This window comes from Bradyrhizobium sp. CCBAU 65884 (assembly GCF_028128835.1).
Classification (GTDB): domain Bacteria; phylum Pseudomonadota; class Alphaproteobacteria; order Rhizobiales; family Xanthobacteraceae; genus Bradyrhizobium; species Bradyrhizobium ottawaense.
Window position 1 is genome coordinate 51,247 of sequence record NZ_LBJU01000098.1, and the last position, 21,525, is coordinate 72,771.

Genomic DNA, 21,525 nt, shown 5'->3' on the forward strand with positions numbered 1-21,525 from the left:
CCTAACGCCGATTGGCGAGCGGAACGACGTTGTGCAACGTTTCGATGCCGCTTTCAAGGAAGCGTCGCACGCCGCGCGCGGCCTGCCTGATCCGTTGCTCGTTTTCCACCATGGCGATGCGGACATATCCTTCACCATGCTCGCCGAAGCCGACGCCGGGCGAGACCGCAACGCCGGATTTCTCCACCATCAGGGTCGCGAATTGCATGCTGCCGACGCTGCGGAAGGCTTCGGGCAGCGGCACCCAGGCGAACATCGAGGCCTCCGGCGGCGGGATCTCCCAGCCGGCGCGGCCGAACGATTCCACCAGCGCATCGCGGCGCTTGCGGTAGGTGTCGCGCATCTCCTTGATGCAATCGTCCGGACCGTTCAGTGCGGCGGTCGCCGCGACCTGCACCGGCGTGAAGGCGCCGTAATCGAGATAGGATTTGACGCGGGCGAGCGCTGCGATCACGCGCTCGTTGCCGACCGCAAAGCCCATGCGCCAGCCGGCCATCGAATAGGTCTTCGACATCGAGGTGAACTCGACGGAGACGTCCATCGCGCCGGGCACCTGGAGCACCGAGGGCGGCGGATTGTTCTCGTCGAAATAGACCTCGGCATAAGCGAGATCGGACAGGATCAGGATCTCGTGCTTCTTCGCGAACGCGACGAGGTCCTTGTAGAAGTCCAGGCTCGCGACATAGGCGGTCGGGTTCGAGGGATAGCAGACGACGAGCGCCAGCGGCTTGGGGATCGAATGCACGATCGCCCGCTCCACCGCCTCGAAGAACTGCGGCGTCGGCTCCGACGGCACCGAGCGGATCACGCCGCCCGCCATCAAAAAGCCGAAGGCGTGAATCGGGTAGCTCGGGTTCGGACAGAGGATGACGTCGCCGGGCGCGGTGATCGCCTGCGCCACGTTGGCAAAGCCTTCCTTCGAGCCCAGCGTCGCGACGATCTGGGTGTCGGGGTTGAGCTTCACGCCGAAGCGGCGGGCGTAGTAGCCGGCCTGGGCCCGGCGCAGTCCGGGGATGCCGCGGGACGCCGAGTAGCGATCGGTGCGCGGCTTGCCCAGCGTCTCCTTCAGCTTCTCAAGCACATGCGCCGGGGCCGGCAGATCCGGGTTGCCCATGCCGAGGTCGATGATATCGGCGCCGGCATTCCGCGCGGCCGCCTTGGCCCGATTGACCTGCTCGAACACGTAAGGCGGAAGGCGGCGGATGCGGTAAAATTCTTCCATGGCTCTCTGGGCTCCGGGGCAACCGGTCAGGACAGAATCGACAGGCCAGGACGGCGCTTCGGAAAGGCGTCCATTTTCGTCGTGAAAATTACTCAAAATCAAATGCTTAGAGCAATCATCGACGACGAAGACTGAAGTCGTTCGCCCTGACTCTCGGCTGAACCGTGGTCTTTTAGCACGGCAAGGCGGGGGCGCCAGCGATTACCTTGGAGCGGCTCATTTCGCATCCTTGCCGGCGACGGCCTGGCGATCGCGCGCGGCGGCGAGCTCAGCCTCGATCTTGGCGCGCTGCTCCGGCGGGATGACCGCTTGATCGCGATCCGGCGGCAGGTCGTGCACCGGCAGGTAGGTGCCGGGCTCCCTGGGATGGGCCTGCGCGTCCGCGGGGGTCATATCGGCGAGCTGGCTCGAGCAGCCGCCAACGGCGAGCGCCGCGATCAGCAGCGCGCCGCGGATCGGCAGCGTCTTTTGCAGGTCCCACAACGCCAACACTTGGGAAATCCCCTACTCGTCCCAAAGCACGGCCCCGGGCAACCTTACCCAAGACCGCGCCCAAGCTCAAACCATTGCTGCCCAAATGGTGCGAGCGAGAAAACAGCCATCGCCCACCAAGCCGAGCGGTGCGGCCCGAATGTGACGGAACCAAGAAGATTTGTCGCAGTGCAACACATCTTCGAGAGTGTTTAACGTCAAACATGCGAGCTTCGCGGTGACGAATACGGAATGAACCGTTACTGTTCTGCTCATGAGCATGGCCACGACCGATACGCCCAAACCCGAGACGAAGTTCGATGCGGAAGCCTTCGCGATGAATGTCGCGCGGGCGATGGAGAGCGGCGGCAAGGCGCTGGCCGCCTACCTCAAGCCGCGCGAGAGCGGCGAGGTGCAGGATCGCCCGCCGGCCGAGCTCGCCGAGGTCGTCAAGACCTTCACCTCGGTCGCCGAATACTGGCTGTCGGATACGTCCCGCTCCTCCGATCTGCAGACCAAGCTCGCCAAGGACTATCTCGACCTCTGGGGCTCGGCGGTGCGCCGCATGGCCGGCCAGGACGCAGCGCCCGCGATCGCGCCCTCGCCGCGCGACAAGCGCTTTGCCGACCCGGAATGGAAGTCGAACCAGTTCTTCGATTTCGTCATGCAGCTCTATCTGCTCACGACCAGATGGGCGCAGGAGCTGGTGCGCGACGCCGAAGGGCTCGATCCGCAGACCCGCCGCAAAGCGGAGTTCTACGTCCAGCAGGTCATCAACGCGATCTCGCCGTCCAACTTCGTGCTGACCAATCCGGAGGTGCTGCGCGAAACGGTGGCCAGCAGCGGCGAGAACCTCGCCCGCGGCCTGAAGATGCTGGCCGAGGATATCGCAGCCGGAAAGGGCATGCTGAAGATCCGCCAGTCCAACCCGGACAACCTCGTCGTCGGCGTCAACATGGCGACGACGCCGGGCAAGGTGATCTACCAGAACGAGATGATGCAGCTGATCCAGTATTCGCCGACTACGGAGACGGTGCTGCGCACTCCGCTCCTGATCGTGCCGCCCTGGATCAACAAGTTCTACATCCTCGATCTCAAGCCGGAGAAATCCTACATCAAGTGGTGCGTCGACCAGGGCATCACCGTGTTCGTGATCTCATGGGTCAATCCCGACAAGCGGCTCGGCAACAAGAGCTGGGAAGACTACATGAAGGAAGGCCCGCTCACGGCGATGGACGTGATCGAGAGGGTCACCGGCGAGATGAAGGTGCACACCGCCGGCTATTGCGTCGGCGGCACCATGCTCGCGACCACGCTGGCCTGGCTCGCCGAGAAGCGCCGCCAACGCGTGTCGTCGGCGACGTTCTTCGCCGCACAGGTCGACTTCACCCATGCGGGTGACCTCCTGGTGTTCGTCGACGAGGAGCAGATCGCGGCGCTCGAGCAGGACATGAAGGCGGCCGGCGTGCTCGAAGGCTCGAAGATGGCGATGGCCTTCAACATGCTGCGCTCCAACGATCTGATCTGGTCCTACGTCGTCAGCAACTACCTTAAGGGGCAGCAGCCGAGCGCGTTCGACCTCTTGCACTGGAATTCGGACGCGACGCGCATGACCGCGTCGAACCATTCCTATTATTTGCGCAATTGCTATCTGGAGAACCGGCTCTCCACCGGCACGATGGTGCTCGACAACACGCTGCTCGATCTCTCCAAGGTCAAGGTGCCCGTCTACAACCTCGCCACCCGCGAGGACCACATCGCGCCCGCTGAATCGGTGCTGTACGGCTCGCAGTTCTTCGGCGGTCCGGTGAAATACGTGCTGTCCGGCTCGGGCCACATCGCCGGCGTCGTCAATCCGCCCGCCTCGAACAAGTACCAGTACTGGACCAACGACAACATCAAGGACGTCAACGTCGCGCAATGGATGAAGGACGCGGTCGAGCACAAGGGCTCGTGGTGGCCGGATTGGCGTCAATGGCTGGGCGAGCTCGATCCGGAGCAAGTCCCGGCGCGCAGCGTCGGCAGCGACGCCCTGCCGGCGATCGAGGACGCGCCCGGCAGCTATGTCAGGGTTCGCGCATAGCGGAATCTTCCGCGCTTTTGTATAGACTCGCGCTCAACGCAGCGACGACAGAGGGGACCCGACCATGACGCGCGAATTGTTCTGGCTGACACTGACCGTGATCCTGACCGGGATCCTCTGGATCCCCTACACCATCAACCGCTGCCAGGTCCGCGGCCTCAGCGGCGCCATGGCCAACCCCTCGCGCGGCGACAAGCCGCAGGCGGAATGGGCGAACCGCCTGATGTTCGCGCATGACAACGCGGTCGAGAACCTCGTGCTCTTTGCGCCGCTGGTGCTGATCCTCAACGCGATCGACTATTCCTCGAAATGGACCGTGCTCGCCTGCGCCGTCTATTTCTGGTCGCGCGTGGCGCACCTAATCGTCTATGCGCTCGGGATTCCCGTGTTCCGCACCCTGGCCTTCACCGTCGGCTTCCTCGCCCAGGCCGTGCTGGCGCTGGCGATCTTCAAGGTGGTTTGATTTCGTGTCCCGGACGCGCGAAGCGCGAGCCGGGACCCAGAACGCCGCAAACGAAACAGAAAACATGGGCCCCGGCTCTGCAGCGCACCGCTGAAGGAGCGCTGCGCTGCGTCCGGGGCGCGAGACTGCCCTACTCCTCCGGCAATCCCAGCATCAGCCGCATGTTCTGCACGGCGGCGCCCGAGGCGCCCTTGCCGAGATTGTCGAGCCGGGCGACCAGCACCGCCTGGTGATATTTGTCGCTGGCGAAGACGTAGAGCTCGAGCATGTTGGTCTCGTTAAGCGCCTCCGGCTCGATCCGGCCGCCTTTGGCCGCCTCGTTCTGGAGCGGCATCACCTTGACGTATTTCGAGCCGACGTAGCGCTTGGCGAGCGCAGCCTGCAGATCGGTACCGCCGGGCTTGCCGGGCAGCGTGTCGAGCTGCAGAGGCACCGAGACCAGCATGCCCTGCCGATAGTTGCCCACCGACGGAATGAAGATCGGCCGCCGCGTCAGGTTCGAATAGAGCTGCATTTCCGGCAGATGCTTGTGCTCGAAGCCGAGGCCGTAGAGCTCGAAGGATGGCGCGCTGCCGTCCTCGAAGCTCGCGATCATCGACTTGCCGCCGCCGGAATAGCCGCTCACCGCGTTGACGGTGACGGGATAATCGGGCGGCAACAGACCGGCATCGACGATCGGCCGCAGCAGCGCAATCGCGCCGGTCGGATAGCAACCGGGATTGGAGACCTTCTTCGCCGCCTTGATCTTGCCGGCCTGGTCAGCCGTCAGCTCCGGAAAGCCGTAGGCCCAATCGGGCGCGACCCGGTAGGCGGTCGAGGCGTCCAGCACCTTCGGGCCCGAAGCGCCCATGCTGTCGACCAGCGCAACCGTTTCCTTGGCGGCATCGTCGGGCAGGCAGAGGATGACGAGATCCACCTCCTCCATCAGCGCCTTCTTGGCCGCGGGGTCCTTGCGCTTGTCGTCGGCGATCGTCCTCACGACGACGTCGTTCTGCAGCTTCAGCCGCTCGTTGATGCCGAGCCCGGTGGTGCCGGAGCCGCCGTCGACGAAGACGGTTGCGGGTTTGGTGGCAGCGCCCTTCGGGGCCTGTTTGATGTCAGCGAGGCTCATGGTGCGCTCCCTTCGAGCATGTTCGTGTCGTCTGCAAAAACCTGCGGCCTGGCCTGCCGCATCAAAAGTGAGATCTGCTTGGCGTCGGCATCGCCGGCGCCGAGCGCATTGGCGATCGCCGTGTAGTCGGCGTCGGACTTGTGCTGGTTGAGCTTGAAGCTGCCTTCGACCTCCTCAACCGTCATCACCAGACCCACGATCGCCTTCTTCATGGCCTCGAGCCGTCCGGCCGTCATCTTGTCCGATGTCCACGGCTTCTTCGGCCGCAGCCAGTTCTCGAACTTGTCGCTGAGCGTGTCGATCTGCACCGCCAGCTCGTCGTCAGACAACATCCGCACCGGCCCGCTCAGATGCACCGACTGGTAGAGCCAGGTCGGCACCTGGTCCGGCGAGACGTACCAGTCCGGCGATACATAGGCATCGGGGCCATTGACCGCGAGCAGCCAGGACGCTGCGCCGTCCGCAAGCTTTAGCAGCGGATTGTGACGGGCGACATGAAAGGCGGCCTGCGGCGTGCCATCGGCCGCATAGGTCAAATAGAACGGCAGCGGGGAAGCGACCGGTTTCTTGCCGTCAAAGGCGCACATGGTGCCGAAGCCGCGCTCTTCGGCGAACTTCAGGCTTGCGGCGCGGTCCTGCTTGAAAAAGGGTGGCGTGTACATCGTGGTCTCCTGCTGGGCCTCCTTGGGGGGCCGCCGGATCAGATCGCGCTGACAGGAGAGAGAATGCCGCGGATCGGATCCAGCGGCAAAGACGATGATCTCAAACGCGATCGACCGCCCAAACCGCTGAAGAGCGGCGGCGGCGACGAGCGAACAGGATGGTCGCGGCGTTGATCATGGCGCGCGGCTATAAGGCCAGATCGGGTTTCCGTCAAGGTTTCGGCGTCAGATCACCCGCCAGATCCATTCCATGATCTTCGCGAGCACGTCGCCGAACATCAGGAGCACGGCGGACCAGATCAGGGCCGAGACGAAATTGGCGGCCTGGAAGCTCCAATAAGGCATCTCGAAGATGCCGGCCGCAAGCGGCACCGAGGCGCGCAAGGGCCCGAAGAAGCGGCCGATGAAGATGCTGGGGATGCCCCAGCTGCGCACGAAAGCCTCGCCCCTGGGCAGGAGCTCCGGATAGCGCGAGAGCGGCCACATCTGGGCGACCTTCTCCTTGTAGCGGTAGCCGAACCAGTACGAGACCCAATCGCCGAGCGCCGCGCCGAGGCCGCCGGCGATCCAGACCGGGTAGAAGCTGATGCCGCTCGCCCCGATCAGCGCACCGATCGCGACCAGCGCGCCCCAGGCCGGGACCAGCAGCGAGATGAAGGCGAGCGATTCCCCGAAGGCGAGCAGGAACACGATCGGAGCCGCCCAGGCCTGGTGAACGCGCACGAAATCGGCCAAGGCGTGCGCAAATTGCTCCATCTAAAAAAAGCCTTCCCGCCCCGTCTCAAGGTGCTGCTCGATGAAAAAGACTGGTAAGCCAAGGGCTTGTGTGACATCAAGTCACAAAACTCGCTCGGCGCCGACGGTCCGGTCAAATTGCCGGGAATTGCAGGGCCTGCGGCGTAAAATCGCCGGGATTGGCTCCCAACCAAACCGCCCGGCCCGCCCCGCGGTAACCTTTCCAAGTCAGAAGTGGCATAGTCGGCCTAACCGATTCGCCGCTTATGCGGCCCTCAAAGCGTATCAAGATATATGTCCAAACAGTTGAAACCCAAAGCAAAAGACGACTTTTTCGGCGGCGATGAGCCAAAGCCGCGCACGCCTGCCAAGGCGGCTTCGCGCGGAACCGGCGGCGAAGCCGACTACACCGCAGCCGACATCGAGGTGCTCGAAGGCCTGGAACCGGTGCGGCGCCGTCCCGGCATGTATATCGGCGGCACCGACGAGAAGGCGCTGCATCATCTGTTCGCCGAGGTCATCGACAACTCGATGGACGAGGCGCTGGCGGGACATGCGACCTTCATCGGCGTCGAGCTCTCCGCGGACGGCTTCCTGACCGTCACGGACAACGGCCGCGGCATCCCGATCGACCCGCATCCAAAATTTCCGAAGAAATCGGCGCTCGAAGTCATCATGTGCACGCTGCATTCGGGCGGCAAGTTCGACAGCAAGGTCTACGAGACCTCCGGCGGCTTGCACGGCGTCGGCATCTCCGTGGTGAACGCCCTCTCCTCGCTGCTCGAGGTCGAGGTCGCGCGCAGCCAGAAGCTCTACCGCATGACCTTCGAGCGCGGACACCCCAAGGGCAAGCTCGAGGATCTCGGCAAGATCAACAACCGCCGCGGCACGCGCGTCCGCTTCAAGCCCGATACCGACATCTTCGGCGCCAAGGCTGCGTTCAAGCCGCAGCGCCTGTTCAAGATGACGCGCTCGAAGGCGTATCTGTTCGGCGGCGTCGAGATCCGCTGGAATTGCGCGCCCGAACTGCTCAAAGGCGTCGAGGATGTACCGGCCGAAGCGACATTCCACTTCCCCGGCGGCCTCAAGGATTATCTGGCGGCAGCAATTCACGCCGACACGCTGGTCCACCCGGATATCTTCTCCGGCAAGTCGGGCCGCAACGGCGCGCATGGCGCCTGCGAATGGGCGGTGGCCTGGACCGCGGATGCCGACGGCTTCCTCTCTTCCTACACCAACACCGTCCCGACACCCGATGGCGGCACGCACGAATCCGGCCTGCGCAGCGCGCTGCTGCGCGGCCTGAAGGATCACGCCGAGCGCGTCGGACAGGGCAAGCGCGCCTCGTCCATTACGTCGGAAGACGTGATGGTCGGTGCCGCCGTCATGCTTTCCGTGTTCGTGCGCGAGCCCGAATTCCAGGGCCAGACCAAGGATCGTCTCGCCACCGCGGAAGCGCAGCGCATCGTCGAACAGGCGATGAAGGATCCGTTCGATCACTGGCTGTCGGGCAATCCGAACATGGCCAACAGGCTGCTCGATTTCGTTATCGACCGCGCCGAGGAGCGGCTGCGGCGGCGGCAGGAGAAAGAGACCGCGCGGAAAACCGCCGGCAAGAAGCTGCGGCTACCCGGCAAGCTCGCCGACTGCACCGACGCCGGCACCGAAGGCTCCGAGCTCTTCATCGTCGAAGGCGACTCGGCCGGCGGCAGCGCCAAGCAGGCGCGTGACCGCAAGACCCAGGCCGTGCTGCCGCTGCGCGGCAAGATCCTCAACGTCGCCTCCGCCGGCAAGGACAAGCTGACGGCCAATGCCCAGCTCTCCGACCTCGTGCAGGCGATCGGCTGCGGCCAGCTCCTGCAATACCGAGAAGAGGATCTGCGCTATCAGCGCATCATCATCATGACCGACGCCGACGTCGACGGCGCGCACATCGCTTCGCTGCTGATCACATTCTTCTACCGGCAGATGCCGCGGCTGATCGACGAGGGTCACCTCTTCCTGGCCGTGCCGCCGCTCTACAAGCTCACGCACGGCACCAAGTCGGTTTACGCGCGCGACGACAAGCACAAGGAAGAGTTGATCAAAAGCGCGTTCAACGCCAACGCCAAGGTCGAGGTGAACCGCTTCAAAGGCCTCGGCGAGATGATGCCGGCGCAGCTCAAGGAGACCACCATGGATCCGAGGAAGCGCACGCTGCTCAAGGTGGTGCTGCTCGCCGACGATCGCGACACCACGGCGGATTCGGTGGAACGGCTGATGGGCACCAAGGCCGAGGCGCGCTTCGCCTTCATCTCGGACAAGGCCGAGTTCGCCAGCGAGGAGCTGCTGGACGTTTGAGCCCTCGGCCCTGTAGCGCTCCGTCAAGAGCCCCGGCGAAAAGCCGGGGCTCTTTTGCTTTGCGGGGGCGATGACGTCGCTGCGGTCCGTATGGCCTTGAGCGATTCCCGGAATCGTCGTTGCGACTCGGCCAACGACTCACGGCGCTCAGGCGGAGGCACGACTGCCTCCATTTCGGACAAGGCCGGATTTGCTAACGAAACCTTACCCAAGGTTGAATTCCAAAAATCTCGGTAAGGCTTTGAATTTATGTAACTATTACAGATCTTGACAGCCGCGGCGGAAATACCCGCGTATCGGCGTTTTCCGGCAACTGTGCCTGCCCGGCAACAGCATTCCGGCAGGAAACGTCTATAGTCCGAGCATCAGATGACACGAACTTCAGTGCGCTCGCGCTGCTACACAGACCAAGGTTGGGGATTTTAACATGAAGAAGGTTTTGCTCGCTCTGACCGCGGTTGCCGCGATGACCGGTTCGGCCTCAGCGGCCGATCTCGGTGCCCGTCCCTACGTGAAGGCCCCGATGCCGGCGCCCGTCGCCAACTGGACCGGCTTCTACGTGTTCGGCGGCGGCGGCGGCGGCCTCTCCAATGCCGACCAGCACGTCCAGACCACTGTTGGTGCGGTTCCGCTGACGATCGACCAGCGTCAGGGCGGCTCCGGTTGGTTCGGCACCGTCGGCGCCGGTTACGACTGGCAGTTCAGCGGCACCTGGGTCGCCGGTGTGTTCGCTGACGGCCAGTTCGGCAGCATCCGCGCCACCATCCAGGATCCGATCGTCGGCATCACCGGCAACCAGAAGCTGGAAACCTCCTGGGCCGCGGGCGTGCGCCTCGGCTGGCTGGTCGCCCCGAACGTTCTCTCCTACGTCAACGGTGGTTACTCGGGCGCCCACTTCGGCCAGACCAACTTCACGACGCTGGGCGGCACTCCCGCCGGCATCCACCTCAACAGCTACAACCGCAACGGCTGGTTCGTCGGCGGCGGCGTCGAGAACAGCCTGAACATCTTCGGCGTCTCTTCGCCCGGCTGGTTCATGAAGACCGAGTATCGTTCGGCCTTCTACAACGCCAAGACCTCGAACGAGCTGTTCGACGGTACCAATGCGCTGGTCGGCCGCGACATCCGCGCCAACAGCTGGAACCAGACGATCTCGACCTCGCTGGTCTATCGCTTCAACTGGACCGGTCCGGTCGTCGCGAAGTACTGATCCGACCAAGTACTGATCCGAACGCAAGTTCAGACGTCAAAGCCCCGGCATCGCCGGGGCTTTTTCGTTATGGTCAGTCGGCGACCAAAGCTCGACTTCAGCGTCGTACGCAGCGGCGAGCTGAGCTTCGATCACTCACATAACGTTGGTGACCGCCTGCCCCCCGCATCGCGACATGCGCTGGGCTTCGCCGCGTTGGCTTCTGCCGGCGGCGCCATTGTATCCGGACCAAAGCTACGGCTACTGTGGGCCCAAGCTCTCCTGACCGTGGCGATTGATGCCGCGGGTCGCGACGGAAGCGGACCGACGGGGAGGAATGCATGCGCAGATTTCTGCTTGTAGCAGGCCTGTTTGCCCTCGCCGTCGGGCTGCTCTGGATCGGACAGGGCACGGGTACGGTGCCCTGGCCGCGATCGAGCTTCATGGTCAACCAGCTGCATTGGGCCGGCTATGGCGCCGCCATGGCCGGCTTCGGGCTGGTGCTGATCTGGCAGAGCAACCAATAAAAGAAACCAGGGAATACAAGCATGACATCCAGCCGGTTCGAGCTCCGCGGCAAGGTCGCGGTCGTAACAGGAGGCAATGGCGGCATCGGGCTCGGCATGGCGCGCGGCCTTGCCGATGCCGGCGCCGACATCGCCGTGGTCGGACGCAACGAGGCCAAGTCCAAAGCAGCCGTCGAAGATCTCAGGCAGCGCGGCGTCAAGGCGATCGCGATTGCGACCGATGTCACCGATAGGGCCGCCATCGAAGCCATGATCGCGCGCGTGGTGAAGGATCTCGGCCGCATCGACATCCTCGTCAACAATGCCGGAATGAGCATCCGCAAGCCGCCGCACGAGCTCGAGCTCGACGAGTGGAACAAGGTGATCGACACCAACCTCACCAGCGCCTTCCTGTGCTCGAAGCTTGCTTATCCGGCCTTGAAGGCGTCAGGCAACGGCAAGGTGATCAACATCGGCTCGATGATGTCGATCTTCGGTGCGAGCTTCGCCACCGCCTACGCGGCAAGCAAGGGCGGCATCGTGCAGTATACGCGTGCCTGCGCCAATGCCTGGGCGCCCGACAACATCCAGGTCAATGCGATCCTGCCGGGCTGGATCGACACCGACCTCACCCGCGGCGCGCGGCAGCAGGTGTCAGGATTGCACGAGCGGGTGCTGGCGCGCACGCCTGCGGGGCGCTGGGGCGATATCGACGATTTCGCCGGCATCGCCGTGTTCCTGGCATCGTCCGCGTCGAACTTCGTCACGGGCACCGCGATCCCCGTCGATGGCGGTTTCTCGGTGATGGCCTGAGGCCGGGCCTGTCGGCCATTCAACAACGCAAAAAAGAAGCCCCGGACAAATCCGGGGCTTTTGAATTTAGGCAGTGCTTTTTTTGATCGTTGGTCGCGTTGCGTCGTCGACGTGCTCAGTAACGGGCAATGACAGGTGCGTCGAACTTGTAGCTCGCGCGCACGACGGCCCACTGGATGTCGCGCGGCTTGGCATCGAAGGTGTAATTCCCCGACGTGCCGCCGAGCTGATAGGTCTGGCTGCCGAAGGCCGCGTAATTGTATTCGAGGCCGACGATCCAGTTGCGGGTGACGCCATATTCCCAGCCGGCGCCGACGGTCCAGCCGTTGGCCCAGTGGGTCTGTCCGCCCGAGCCCGACACACCGACGGTGTCGCTGACCGACAGACGGTTGTTCGCGCCGGCATAGCCGCCCTTGACGTAGAAGAGGTTGTTCTGCACGGCGAAGCCGGCGCGGCCGACCACGGTCGCGAGCACGTTGGTGCGCCAGGAGAACACGTCGTCGCCCGCACCGAACGCGGTGTTCGTGAACGAGCCCTTGTTGTCGAGGCCGGAGATCGTGCCTTCCATGCCGAACACGTAGTTGTTGGCTTGCCAGTTGTAGCCGATCTGGGCGCCGCCCATGATGCCTGCGCTGCGCTGACGATAGCCCTCGCCCGGGATGAGATCGCCGAACGGCGCACCGGTCCCGTTGTTGATGAACTGCTGGTTGGTCCATGCACCGCCGATGTGACCGCCGACATAGAAGCCGGTCCAGTTGAACAGCGGCTCCGCATAGGCGGGCGCCTTGGTGTAGCGCGCACCGAGATCGGCGGCGGAGGCCGCGCCCGCCGAAACCAGAGCGGTCGTGCAGGCGAAGGCGGCAATCAATTTGTTACGCATGGTACAACCCCGTGTCCTTTGATGGACGCACGGTCACAGACGGGTGTTACTAAAATTCGAATCAACAGAGTTAACGCGGCGCATGGGCACGCGCTGGTCCGCAGATCCGTCGGCGCTGTTGCTCGCCGGCAACGCCGCACGCGCGACTTAACGCGACATTATCCCTACCGAATTCCTGCGCTACGAGGCCGCTCTCGAATGCACGTGCTCGGGCCGCACGCCGAGCGCAAGCAGGCGCGCCGGAATGCCCTGCAGCCATGGCAGCGCGGTGATGAGGCGCACGATCAGCGGCACTTTGAGCGGCCGATCGCGCTCCTGCAAGGCACCGCTGATGATCTTGTTCTGCACGATCACCTGCATGCGCTGGGTCATCTTCACCGGGAACTCGCGGCGACGGCGCACGGCATCGAGATCGTTTTCGGAAGGGCAGCCGTGCTGCATCTTGTCCGCCAGCAGATTGGCGGTCGCGACTGCGTCCTGCACGGCGAGATTGACGCCGACGCCGCCGACCGGAGACATCGCATGCGCGGCATCGCCGATGCAAAGCAGACCCGGCCGCGTCCAGCGCATCAGGCGGTTGATCGCGACGGTCAGCAGCTTGACGTCGTCAAAGCTCTTCACGTCGGCGATGCCCGACCTGAGGATCGGGGCCATGCGCACGACGTCGTCGAGCAGTGCCTGCAGTCCCCTCGCCTTCACCGCTTCGTGCTGTCCCTTGGCGATGACATAGGCGCACTGCCAATAGTCGCCGCGATCGAACGTGATCATCATCCTGCCGGGCTCGACGCGCGCGAACACGCTTTCCGTCTGGTCGGCCTTGCGGCCGGCGCGGAACCACAGCACGTCCATCGGCGCGCCGATCTCCTCGACACCAAGGCCGGCGCGCTCGCGCACCGTCGAATGCCGGCCGTCGCAGGCGATGGTGAGATCGGCTTCGATGTCGACGACGCCGTCAGGCGTTTTCGCCCGCACCCCCGCGATCTTCTCGCCGCGGCGGATCAGATCGACCGCCTCAGTGCTCATCATCACCTCGAGTGAGGCAAAGCGCCGGCCGGCCTCGCGCAGGAAATTCAAAAAATCCCATTGCGGCATGAAGGCGATGAAGGGGTATTTGGTGTGGAGCCGGCGGAGATCGGCGATGCGCACCGGCGTACCGCCGAACAGGCCGTCCATCTTCTGCAGGCGCTGATGCGGCAGCTTCAGGAAGCCGTCGATCAGGCCGAGCTCGTCCATGACCTCGAGCGTCGAGGGATGCACGGTGTCGCCGCGGAAGTCGCGGAAGAAATCCGCATGCTTCTCCAGCACCACGACCTCGATGCCGGCCCGCCCCAGAAGATAGCCGAGCATCATGCCGGCCGGCCCACCGCCGACGATGCAGCAACGGACTCTTTTCGTCCGGTTCGGTTGTTGGTCGGAGGTCATTGCAGCCGCGATCCGCGATGCGAGTATCGATCAAGATATGCTGGACGATTGTAACGCCGGTTCAGGTCGATCGCAGCCTCAATCTGGACGGGTCTCGGCAAGGACGGCTGGCAGCTTCGGATCACGCCGGCCCTCGCGGCCCCGGAATAAACCAAGGGCCCCGTTGTTATGGGGAATACGACCCAAACGGCATCAGCGGGAACGTTCAACGTGGCATGGTTGCTTGCAGGCGTGGCAGCCTGGCTGGCCATCAACATCGCGCTCGTCTATCTGCGCACGCGGCGAAGCGGCAATGCGGAAGAGAGCGAGCCGAAGGTCTAGCTTTGCCTGCGGCGACGGCCGCGCCCGGCTCAGCCTTTCTCGTCAGAGCAGCCGGTCGGCCACTTGCGAGGCAACGAGAAAGGCCCGCGCTGCGCGGGCCTCATGCAGCAGAGCCAGACTATTTCTGATCTTCATTGCTGGTCCCGGAGCCCGGAGTGCCGATCGGCAATCCGTTCGGCGCGTGACCAACACCAGCGTTCCGCTCGGCTTGCGCCGTTGTCGGCGACGTGCCGTTCGCAGTCGGCGACTGAACGTTCGGATTGTTCTGACCTCTGTTGGTGTTGACGTTGGCCCCGGTGGTGGTGCCATGCGTCCCCATTCCTGAAGGAGCCGACGGCCCTGAATTGGCGCTGCTGGATGACGTGCCTACTCCGGCACCCGAGCTGGCCGCGGATCCCGCGCCGGCGCCGCCGGTCCCCGTACCGGCAGCGGCACCCGCGCTGGCGCCGCCCGCACCACCGCTGCCCGCACCACCGCCGCCTCCCCCGCCTCCCTGGGCAAAAGCGGACGTCGAAAGTGCAGCGCATGCGAAAGCTACGAGGATGGACTTGCGGATCATGGATCGTCTCCCTGGTTTGGTGGACAATCCAGGTGACCAAGGAGTTGTTCCTTCGCCTGCGGCGAACAGGGCGCCCGCTACCTCAAGGCTTCGACTTCCGTTCCCATGGGCGCTTGCCGTCGGCGTCGCGGTCCCAGGGACGCGTCATCGGAGCTACCTTTTCATCCTCGGCGGCCTTCGCACGGTCCGCTTGGACGCGTTCCCGGTCGGTCAGTGGCGGCGTGGGGATAGGAGTAGTTTGCGCCAGAACCGGAAGCGTCGTGAGGAGCGCGACGAGGATGAATTTTGTCATCCCCGGCTCTAACATTTCCACCGTTGACTTGTCCGATTTAAGTTCGTCCATCCCGCCACGCCCGCCCGATCGACACGCTCTCAATTATTGCTGCGGTTCGCGCTGCGGAAACTCTTGATCTCCGAGACGCTGCCGTCGCGATAGGTCAGCTCTACGGAGACGGACTGTGTGCTCGGTGCGAGCTTCATGTAGAGCGGCATGCCCGCAGTGATCGCACTGGGGTCGCGCATGTCGCAAGCAGGCATCTTCAGAACCTGGTTGGGCACGGCAGTGTCGATGCCGATGCGCACCTCGCGGATGGCGCAGCGATAGGACACGAGGTGCGTGTAGTAGACCAGCAGCCCGTTGAACTCGCGGAACGACAGCCAGCTCGTCGATGTCATGTCGAGGATCTTGCGCTGGTCGCGGATCAGCGCGGCCTCGGGATCGAACCGGATCGGGAACGGCCCCTGCATGTCGCCGGACTGATCGACATAGCGGACCTCGATGGTGCCGGCCGCAGCATCCGGCGGCAATTCGATCGACGGGTTCGGCATCCGCTTGCGCGTGCGCGGATCGAGCGTGTCGATGAAGCCGGTCTCGCGGAAATCGCCCTTTCCGGCCATGCGCCAGGAAATGCCGAGCGTCGGGTCGGCGAACGAGAACACCACGCTCCAGCCGCCATTGTGCCGCGAGAAGCTCGCGATCGGCGCGTTGAGGGTCTCCTCCTTCGGCAGTTGCGGCACCGACACCGGCGGTAGCGCCGCGAGCTTCTGCGGTGGCGGATCAGCCGGCCGCGCGACGGCATCCTTCGCCATGCCGCTGAGGAAGACGTCGTCGACCATCTGGTCGAAATAGACCGGCACCTGCCTGTGCTTGACGGTATCGGCCATCTCGCTGACGGCACGGCGGGTGCGCTGCGCCACCTGCACGAGGTTCTCGCCGGGCTGAAGCAGCTCCTTGGCGAAGGTGCGCGTGAACACCGAATTGGGATTGGCGTCGTCGTTGGAGAGGCGGTCGAGCGCGGTCTGGCGGGGACCTGCCGAAAACACCGAGAACACACCTTCGGGCAGTTGCACCATCGGAGCAAGCCCGCCACCACCGGCCACCGCGCGGGTACCCTTGCGCTCGAACGGGTTGTTGCGGCAAGCGTCGAACACCAGGATCGAGGTCCGCGCCTTCTTGTTCTGGAGGCGCTCGACGATGCGGTCGGCCAGGATCGAGGCGTCACGCACCAGCTCTTCCTGCCCTTCGGTCGCCGCCGGCACGTCCGTCGGCAGCAGGTAGTTCTGGCCTGCGATCTCGAAGCCGTGGCCGGCGTAGAAGAAGAACGCGGTATCGCCCGGCTCGATCGCCTTGTCGAAGGCGAGCAGGGTCTCGGAGAATTGCTGCCGGCTCTGGTTCTCGGCGATCATCACCGAGAAGCCGAGCTGCTTCAGCGTGTCGCCCATGGTGCGGGCGTCGTTGACCGCCTTGAGCAGCTTCGGGACGTTCCTGTAGTCGTTGTTGCCGACGACGAGCGCGACACGCTTCTCGGCATGGGCGGGAGCTGCGAAGCCGCTCAGGCCCGCCGCCAGGCCAAGGGCCGCCAGAATTCTGAAAAGCCGACGCGTCATCGCAAGATTCCCGTTGCAGAACGGCGCCAAGCCGCTTCCCTCGAACAGCAGTTCATTGGACCCCCTGCCGCTGTGTGATAGTCGGCCCAGACGTAACCGTGGTTCAAGGAACCTGGGCCGCGGTTCCATGATCTGGCTATGGCAGATTCCCGTGGAATCTGCTCTTTCTAGGGCAATTGCGCTGCAAGTGAGGGCTGCCGTGTATCGCTGGTGTACCGACGAGGTCGAGCCGCACGATCGCTTCGACTATTGGCGCGAGGTGCGCTCCAAGGGATTGTTCGGTGTCACTGCCGAACTCGCGCGCGAACGGCGCGCGGACTTCTTCGGCGAGTTCTCGCTGCGCCAGCTTGGCGGCGCCGGCCTCGTCGAGCTGAAGGCCTCGCAATATGCGGTCGAGCGCAGCACCTCCGATATCGCCTACGCACCCGGCGATAGCATCTGCGTCTACCAGCAGCTCGGCAGCGGCGGCTGGTTCGGCGGCATGCGCGGAAACGACTTCGCGATCGCCCCCGGCAGTTTCGCCACCAGCCATACCGACCTGCCCTACCGCACGGCGCCGCTCGGCGCCGGGGGCTTCCACCTGCGGATCCTGAAGATTCCGGTCAGCACCATCCCGGCGCAGGACAAGCGCATGCGCGAGCTTTCGCCCCGGACGTTCGGCGACCCCACCCTGGCGCCCCTGCTCGGGGCCTGCTTTGCCGAGCTTGGCGAAGCCTCAACGGATCAGGGCGACAGCGATGCGACCTCTCTCGTCCAGGCTTTGGCCCATCTGGCGCTGATCGAGCGCGGCATCGTCAGGCCCGGCAGCCGGCGCGGACAGGCCGCGCTGCGGACCGCCCGCCTCTCGCGGGCCCGGCGCCTGATCGCGGGCCACCTGCAAAACCCGGATCTGGCACCGACGATGGTGGCCGACGAGCTCGGCGTGTCCGTGCGCCACCTGCACATGCTGTTCGAGACCGCGGCGAAGAGCTTCTCACAGACCGTGACGGACGAACGCCTGAAACAGAGCCGCCGCCTGATGCGTGAGGCGCCCGAGCGGCTGATCGCCGACATCGCGACCTCCTGCGGCTTCGAGAGCCTGGCAACCTACTACCGGGTCTTCAATGCCGCTTATGGCATGGCCCCGGGTGACTTCCGGGCGCAGGGCTCGGATAGGCGTTAGCCGCCGTTTTGGCGGCTCAGGCCGGAGCGCGGGGTTGGGCGGAAAAACCCCAGTCGCACCCGCTATTTGGTAAAAACCTCAGGTTTTTTAGGACCTTCCCGCGCCCGCTCCATTGACTTTGGCCGATTCCCGCCTATGTTCCGGGGCGACGCGGCTCAGATCGAAGACCGATTCCTGAGCCTGGCGCTTTGTTCGCGTGAGTCAGCACCCCCAGCTTCTTTGAGAGCGCGCCGTTTCGGGGTGGAACGCGACAGCCTTATTACCCTCGATTCCGAACGGCGGTTTCGACCAGAGGCTCAATGTCCTTTTCAGATCTCGGACTGTCCGAAAAAGTCCTCGCCGCAGTGGCGGCCACCGGTTACACCACCCCCACCCCCATTCAGGAACAGGCGATCCCCCACGTCCTCGCACGCAAGGACGTGCTCGGCATCGCCCAGACCGGCACCGGCAAGACCGCGGCGTTCGTGCTGCCGATGCTCACCATCCTCGAAAAGGGTCGGGCGCGGGCGCGCATGCCGCGCACGCTGATCCTCGAGCCGACCCGCGAGCTCGCGGCCCAGGTCAAGGAAAACTTCGACCGCTACGGCGCCGGCCAGAAACTCAACGTCGCGCTTCTGATCGGCGGCGTTTCCTTCGGCGACCAGGATGCCAAGCTGACGCGCGGCGTCGACGTGCTGATCGCCACCCCCGGCCGCCTGCTCGACCATACCGAGCGCGGCGGTCTACTCCTCACCGGGGTCGAGCTGCTCGTCATCGACGAAGCCGATCGCATGCTGGACATGGGCTTCATCCCCGACATCGAACGCGTCTGCAAGCTCGTCCCGTTCACGCGACAGACCCTGTTCTTTACCGCGACCATGCCGCCGGAAATCCGGCGCATCACCGAAGCCTTCCTGCACAATCCGCAGAAGGTCGAAGTGTCCAAGCCTGCCACCACTGCCGTGACCGTGACGCAATCCCAGGTGCCAGCCGGGCGCGAGGCGCACGAGAAGCGCGAACTGCTTCGCCGCCTGCTGCGCGAAGCCAAGGATCTCAAGAACGCGATCATCTTCTGCAATCGCAAGCGCGAAGTCGCCATCGTTCACAAATCGCTCCAGAAGCATGGTTTCAGCGTCGGCGCACTGCACGGCGACATGGACCAGCCGGCCCGCATGGCGGCGCTCGAACAGTTCCGCAAGGGAGAGCTACCGCTCCTCGTCGCCTCGGATGTCGCCGCCCGCGGCCTCGACATTCCCGAGGTCAGCCACGTCTTCAATTTCGACGTTCCCCACCATCCCGATGACTACGTCCACCGCGTCGGCCGCACCGGCCGCGCCGGTCGCACCGGCACCGCGATCTCGATCGTGACGCCGCTCGACCAGAAGTCGATGGTGGCAATCGAGAAGCTGATCGGCCAGAGCATTCCGCGCGCCGAAGGCGACTTTGAAATCCACGCCGAAGCCTCCGATGGGACCGAGCGTCCGCGCGAGTCGCGTGGCCGCGAACGTTCACGCGGCGGACGCGGCAAGCCGCAGCGCGGCCGCGACCGTGAGCGCAGCCACGAGCCGCGCGAGCCCCGTGGCGAGGCAAGACATGCTTCCGAGGCCAAACATTCTTCTGAAGCAAAGAGTTCTTCGGAGGCAAGACAGCCCGCCGAAGCAAGGCATCGTTCCGACGACAAGCGCAGGGCGGAGCCGCGTCACGACGCGCGCCAGCAGGCCAATAATTCGCACGTGCCGTCGATCGGCCGTCCCGAGCCCCGCCGCCAGCGCGAGGCCGACAGCGAGCCGGGCGATCACTCGCATCTGCCGGCGTTTCTGCTGCGGCCGGTTCGCTCCTCCCCCGCCGGGGCCTGAGGCGCGAGGCGCCCCAGGTTTCGGTTGAGCAAAGCCGCCGCACAATTTTTTAGATGCATTCGTGAACGTATATTTACGGGGTGTTCACGATCGTCCGTTAGCCTACGAACATAATTTAAGCATTGCTGCGGTCGACGGCGCACCGACCGCTGTGGGGTATGTTCCGTGGTCAAGGTTCTCGACGAACACGAACGCACGATGGCGTTCGCCGAGGTAGCGCTCGGGCAGATCCGATCGCTGCGGCAGACGGCAATTCCCCGCAACTATGAGATTTGGTACGTCTACGCCACCGGCTACAACGCGCCGCTCAACAAGATCGTCAATGAGACGCTGGCGCGCAGCGGCAAGCTGACTGAAGCCGATCTCGAGCAGATCTACGAGACCTATCTCTCCCACATCAAGACCACCGACCGCATCGACAAGGTCGGCGCGCGCGTCATCGGCGAGATCGACGACGTGATGAAGGTCTTGAGCGATGCACTCGGCATGACCGGCTCCTACGATGCCAGCCTGTCGGGGGCCACAGAGAAACTGGCGTCGGCCAAGAACCGCGAGCAGATCAAGGCGATCGTCGAGACGCTGCTCCGTTCGACCAGCGAGATGCGCGAAACCAACAAGACGCTGGAAGACCGGCTGACGCTGTCGAAGAACGAGATCAGCAATCTCCAGCAGAGCCTGGAGGCGATCCGCGCCGAGAGCCTGACCGATCCGCTCACGGGCCTTGGCAACCGCAAATATTTCGACCGCATGATCGACATGGCGGTGCAGAGCGCCCTCGCCTCGGGCGAGCCGCTGTCGCTGCTGCTGTTCGACATCGATCATTTCAAGTCGTTCAACGATTCCTACGGCCATCTCACCGGCGATCAGGTGCTGCGGCTCGTCGGCCTGTCGCTGAAGCAGACCATCAAGGGCCAGGACATCACCGCGCGTTATGGCGGCGAGGAATTCGCGGTCGTGCTCCCCAACACCGCACTGCGTCAGGCCCTCACGGTGGCCGACCACATCCGCCGCGCAGTGATGGCGAAGGAATTGAAGAAGAAGTCCACCGGCGAGATCCTCGGCCGCGTCACCATCTCCGTCGGAGTCTCCATGCTCAAGCAGGGCGACGACACCGACGCGCTGATCGAGCGTGCGGATGCCTGCCTCTATGCCGCCAAGCGTAACGGCCGCAACCGCGTGATCTGCGAAGCCGATCCGGAATACGCGGTCGAGACCCACAGCCGGGTGGCGTGACGCGATCGCGGCATGCCGAACGGCTGTGCTTGACATTCCAACGTGACGACCGACATCTTCTGCGCCCCCAGACCGCGAGCGTTGAGGACTTGTCGTCGTGCCTAATCCCCATGATTTTCACACGCCGCAACCGTCCTACACCAGGGACGAACTGCTGAAATCGAGCGACGGCGGCTATTTCGGGCCGGGCAATGCGCAACTGCCGGCCCCGCCGATGCTGATGATGGACCGCATCACGGAAATCAGCCTGGACGGCGGCGAATTCGGCAAGGGCCATATCGTCGGCGAGCTCGATATCGTGCCGGACCACTGGTTCTTCGATTGTCACTATCGAGGTGATGCGATGATGCCGGGAAGCCTGGGCCTGGATGCGATGTGGCAGATGGTCGGCTACTGGCTCGGCTGGTCGGGCTCACCGGGCAAGGGCCGCGCCATCGGCGTCGGCGAAGTCGAGTGCACGGGCACCATCACTCCGGAGACGCGACGCGTGCGCTACGAAGTCGCCATGCGGATGGTCCGCCGCGGCAAGCTGGTGCTCGGAATTGCCGATGGCCGCGTGCTGGCAGATGGCATATCGATCTTTGTGGCGAAGGATATGCGAGTTGGTCTGACTAAGGCTACAGACTGAGAT

19 protein-coding genes are annotated in these 21,525 nt (G+C 64.3%); 10 read left to right on the forward strand and 9 right to left on the reverse strand.

The window, feature by feature from the left end; translation table 11 throughout:
- Position 1 precedes the first annotated feature (1 nt).
- Both XI03_RS09185 and XI03_RS09190 read right to left on the reverse strand, forming a co-directional pair.
- Positions 2-1,222, reverse strand: a complete 1,221-nt coding sequence (locus XI03_RS09185) for an LL-diaminopimelate aminotransferase (RefSeq protein WP_028144802.1) — start codon at positions 1,220-1,222, stop codon at positions 2-4.
- Between the two features lie 216 nt (positions 1,223-1,438).
- Positions 1,439-1,714 carry a hypothetical protein gene (locus XI03_RS09190; protein WP_038946669.1) on the reverse strand — a complete coding sequence of 92 codons (276 nt, stop codon included), beginning with the start codon at positions 1,712-1,714 and terminating at the stop codon, positions 1,439-1,441.
- A 253-nt stretch (positions 1,715-1,967) separates the two neighbouring features.
- On the opposite strand from XI03_RS09190, the gene XI03_RS09195 reads away from it, so the two are divergent.
- Together XI03_RS09195 and XI03_RS09200 are read left to right on the forward strand one after the other, a co-directional pair.
- Positions 1,968-3,776, forward strand: coding sequence for a PHA/PHB synthase family protein (locus XI03_RS09195; RefSeq protein WP_038970212.1), 1,809 nt, complete (start codon positions 1,968-1,970; stop codon positions 3,774-3,776).
- Between the two features lie 64 nt (positions 3,777-3,840).
- A complete protein-coding gene (locus XI03_RS09200; RefSeq protein ID WP_038970211.1) occupies positions 3,841-4,239 on the forward strand; it encodes an MAPEG family protein in 399 nt (132 codons plus the stop codon).
- Positions 4,240-4,369: 130 nt separating this feature from the next.
- On the opposite strand, the gene argC is transcribed toward XI03_RS09200, so the two are convergent.
- The 3 genes from argC to XI03_RS09215 form a co-directional block, all read right to left on the reverse strand.
- The gene (gene argC, locus XI03_RS09205) at positions 4,370-5,350 is read right to left on the reverse strand and encodes an N-acetyl-gamma-glutamyl-phosphate reductase (RefSeq protein ID WP_038946668.1); all 981 of its coding nucleotides are present in this window, start codon (positions 5,348-5,350) and stop codon (positions 4,370-4,372) included.
- Positions 5,347-6,012, reverse strand: a complete 666-nt coding sequence (locus XI03_RS09210) for an FMN-binding negative transcriptional regulator (RefSeq protein WP_271591929.1) — start codon at positions 6,010-6,012, stop codon at positions 5,347-5,349. Before XI03_RS09210 ends, argC begins: the two co-directional genes overlap by 4 nt.
- A gap of 225 nt (positions 6,013-6,237) precedes the next feature.
- Complete coding sequence (locus tag XI03_RS09215) at positions 6,238-6,768, reverse strand: DedA family protein (protein ID WP_038946665.1); 531 nt, start codon at positions 6,766-6,768, stop codon at positions 6,238-6,240.
- Positions 6,769-7,041: 273 nt separating this feature from the next.
- Between XI03_RS09215 and parE the strand changes: the two genes are divergently transcribed.
- The 4 genes from parE to XI03_RS09235 all read left to right on the forward strand — a co-directional run bounded on the left by parE (position 7,042) and on the right by XI03_RS09235 (position 11,595).
- Positions 7,042-9,087 (forward strand): DNA topoisomerase IV subunit B, encoded by a 2,046-nt coding sequence (parE, locus tag XI03_RS09220; protein WP_028144809.1) that lies wholly within the window; start codon positions 7,042-7,044, stop codon positions 9,085-9,087.
- Positions 9,088-9,514: 427 nt separating this feature from the next.
- Complete coding sequence (locus tag XI03_RS09225) at positions 9,515-10,297, forward strand: outer membrane protein (RefSeq protein ID WP_018323049.1); 783 nt, start codon at positions 9,515-9,517, stop codon at positions 10,295-10,297.
- 320 nt (positions 10,298-10,617) lie between these two features.
- Positions 10,618-10,803: a hypothetical protein gene (locus tag XI03_RS09230; protein ID WP_028144810.1), complete on the forward strand. Its 186-nt coding sequence runs from the start codon at positions 10,618-10,620 to the stop codon at positions 10,801-10,803.
- 21 nt (positions 10,804-10,824) lie between these two features.
- Positions 10,825-11,595 carry an SDR family NAD(P)-dependent oxidoreductase gene (locus tag XI03_RS09235; RefSeq protein ID WP_028144811.1) on the forward strand — a complete coding sequence of 257 codons (771 nt, stop codon included), beginning with the start codon at positions 10,825-10,827 and terminating at the stop codon, positions 11,593-11,595.
- A gap of 115 nt (positions 11,596-11,710) precedes the next feature.
- On the opposite strand, the gene XI03_RS09240 is transcribed toward XI03_RS09235, so the two are convergent.
- The 4 genes from XI03_RS09240 to XI03_RS09255 form a co-directional block, all read right to left on the reverse strand.
- Positions 11,711-12,475, reverse strand: coding sequence for an outer membrane protein (locus XI03_RS09240; protein WP_271591930.1), 765 nt, complete (start codon positions 12,473-12,475; stop codon positions 11,711-11,713).
- A gap of 180 nt (positions 12,476-12,655) precedes the next feature.
- Positions 12,656-13,897: an FAD-dependent oxidoreductase gene (locus tag XI03_RS09245; RefSeq protein ID WP_271591931.1), complete on the reverse strand. Its 1,242-nt coding sequence runs from the start codon at positions 13,895-13,897 to the stop codon at positions 12,656-12,658.
- Between the two features lie 962 nt (positions 13,898-14,859).
- On the reverse strand, positions 14,860-15,120 hold the full coding sequence (locus tag XI03_RS09250; RefSeq protein WP_271591932.1) for a hypothetical protein: 261 nt from the start codon (positions 15,118-15,120) through the stop codon (positions 14,860-14,862).
- Positions 15,121-15,149: 29 nt separating this feature from the next.
- Positions 15,150-16,664, reverse strand: a complete 1,515-nt coding sequence (locus XI03_RS09255; protein WP_038946661.1) for a caspase family protein — start codon at positions 16,662-16,664, stop codon at positions 15,150-15,152.
- A 199-nt stretch (positions 16,665-16,863) separates the two neighbouring features.
- On the opposite strand from XI03_RS09255, the gene XI03_RS09260 reads away from it, so the two are divergent.
- From XI03_RS09260 to fabA, 4 genes are all read left to right on the forward strand, one after another.
- Entirely contained in the window at positions 16,864-17,826 is a 963-nt protein-coding gene (locus XI03_RS09260; protein ID WP_271591933.1) for a helix-turn-helix domain-containing protein, read from the forward strand.
- Between the two features lie 299 nt (positions 17,827-18,125).
- The gene (locus tag XI03_RS09265; RefSeq protein ID WP_038970207.1) at positions 18,126-19,661 is read left to right on the forward strand and encodes a DEAD/DEAH box helicase; all 1,536 of its coding nucleotides are present in this window, start codon (positions 18,126-18,128) and stop codon (positions 19,659-19,661) included.
- Positions 19,662-19,826: 165 nt separating this feature from the next.
- The gene (locus tag XI03_RS09270; protein ID WP_028144818.1) at positions 19,827-20,894 is read left to right on the forward strand and encodes a GGDEF domain-containing protein; all 1,068 of its coding nucleotides are present in this window, start codon (positions 19,827-19,829) and stop codon (positions 20,892-20,894) included.
- Between the two features lie 97 nt (positions 20,895-20,991).
- Positions 20,992-21,522 carry a bifunctional 3-hydroxydecanoyl-ACP dehydratase/trans-2-decenoyl-ACP isomerase gene (gene fabA, locus XI03_RS09275; RefSeq protein WP_028144819.1) on the forward strand — a complete coding sequence of 177 codons (531 nt, stop codon included), beginning with the start codon at positions 20,992-20,994 and terminating at the stop codon, positions 21,520-21,522.
- Positions 21,523-21,525 lie beyond the last annotated feature (3 nt).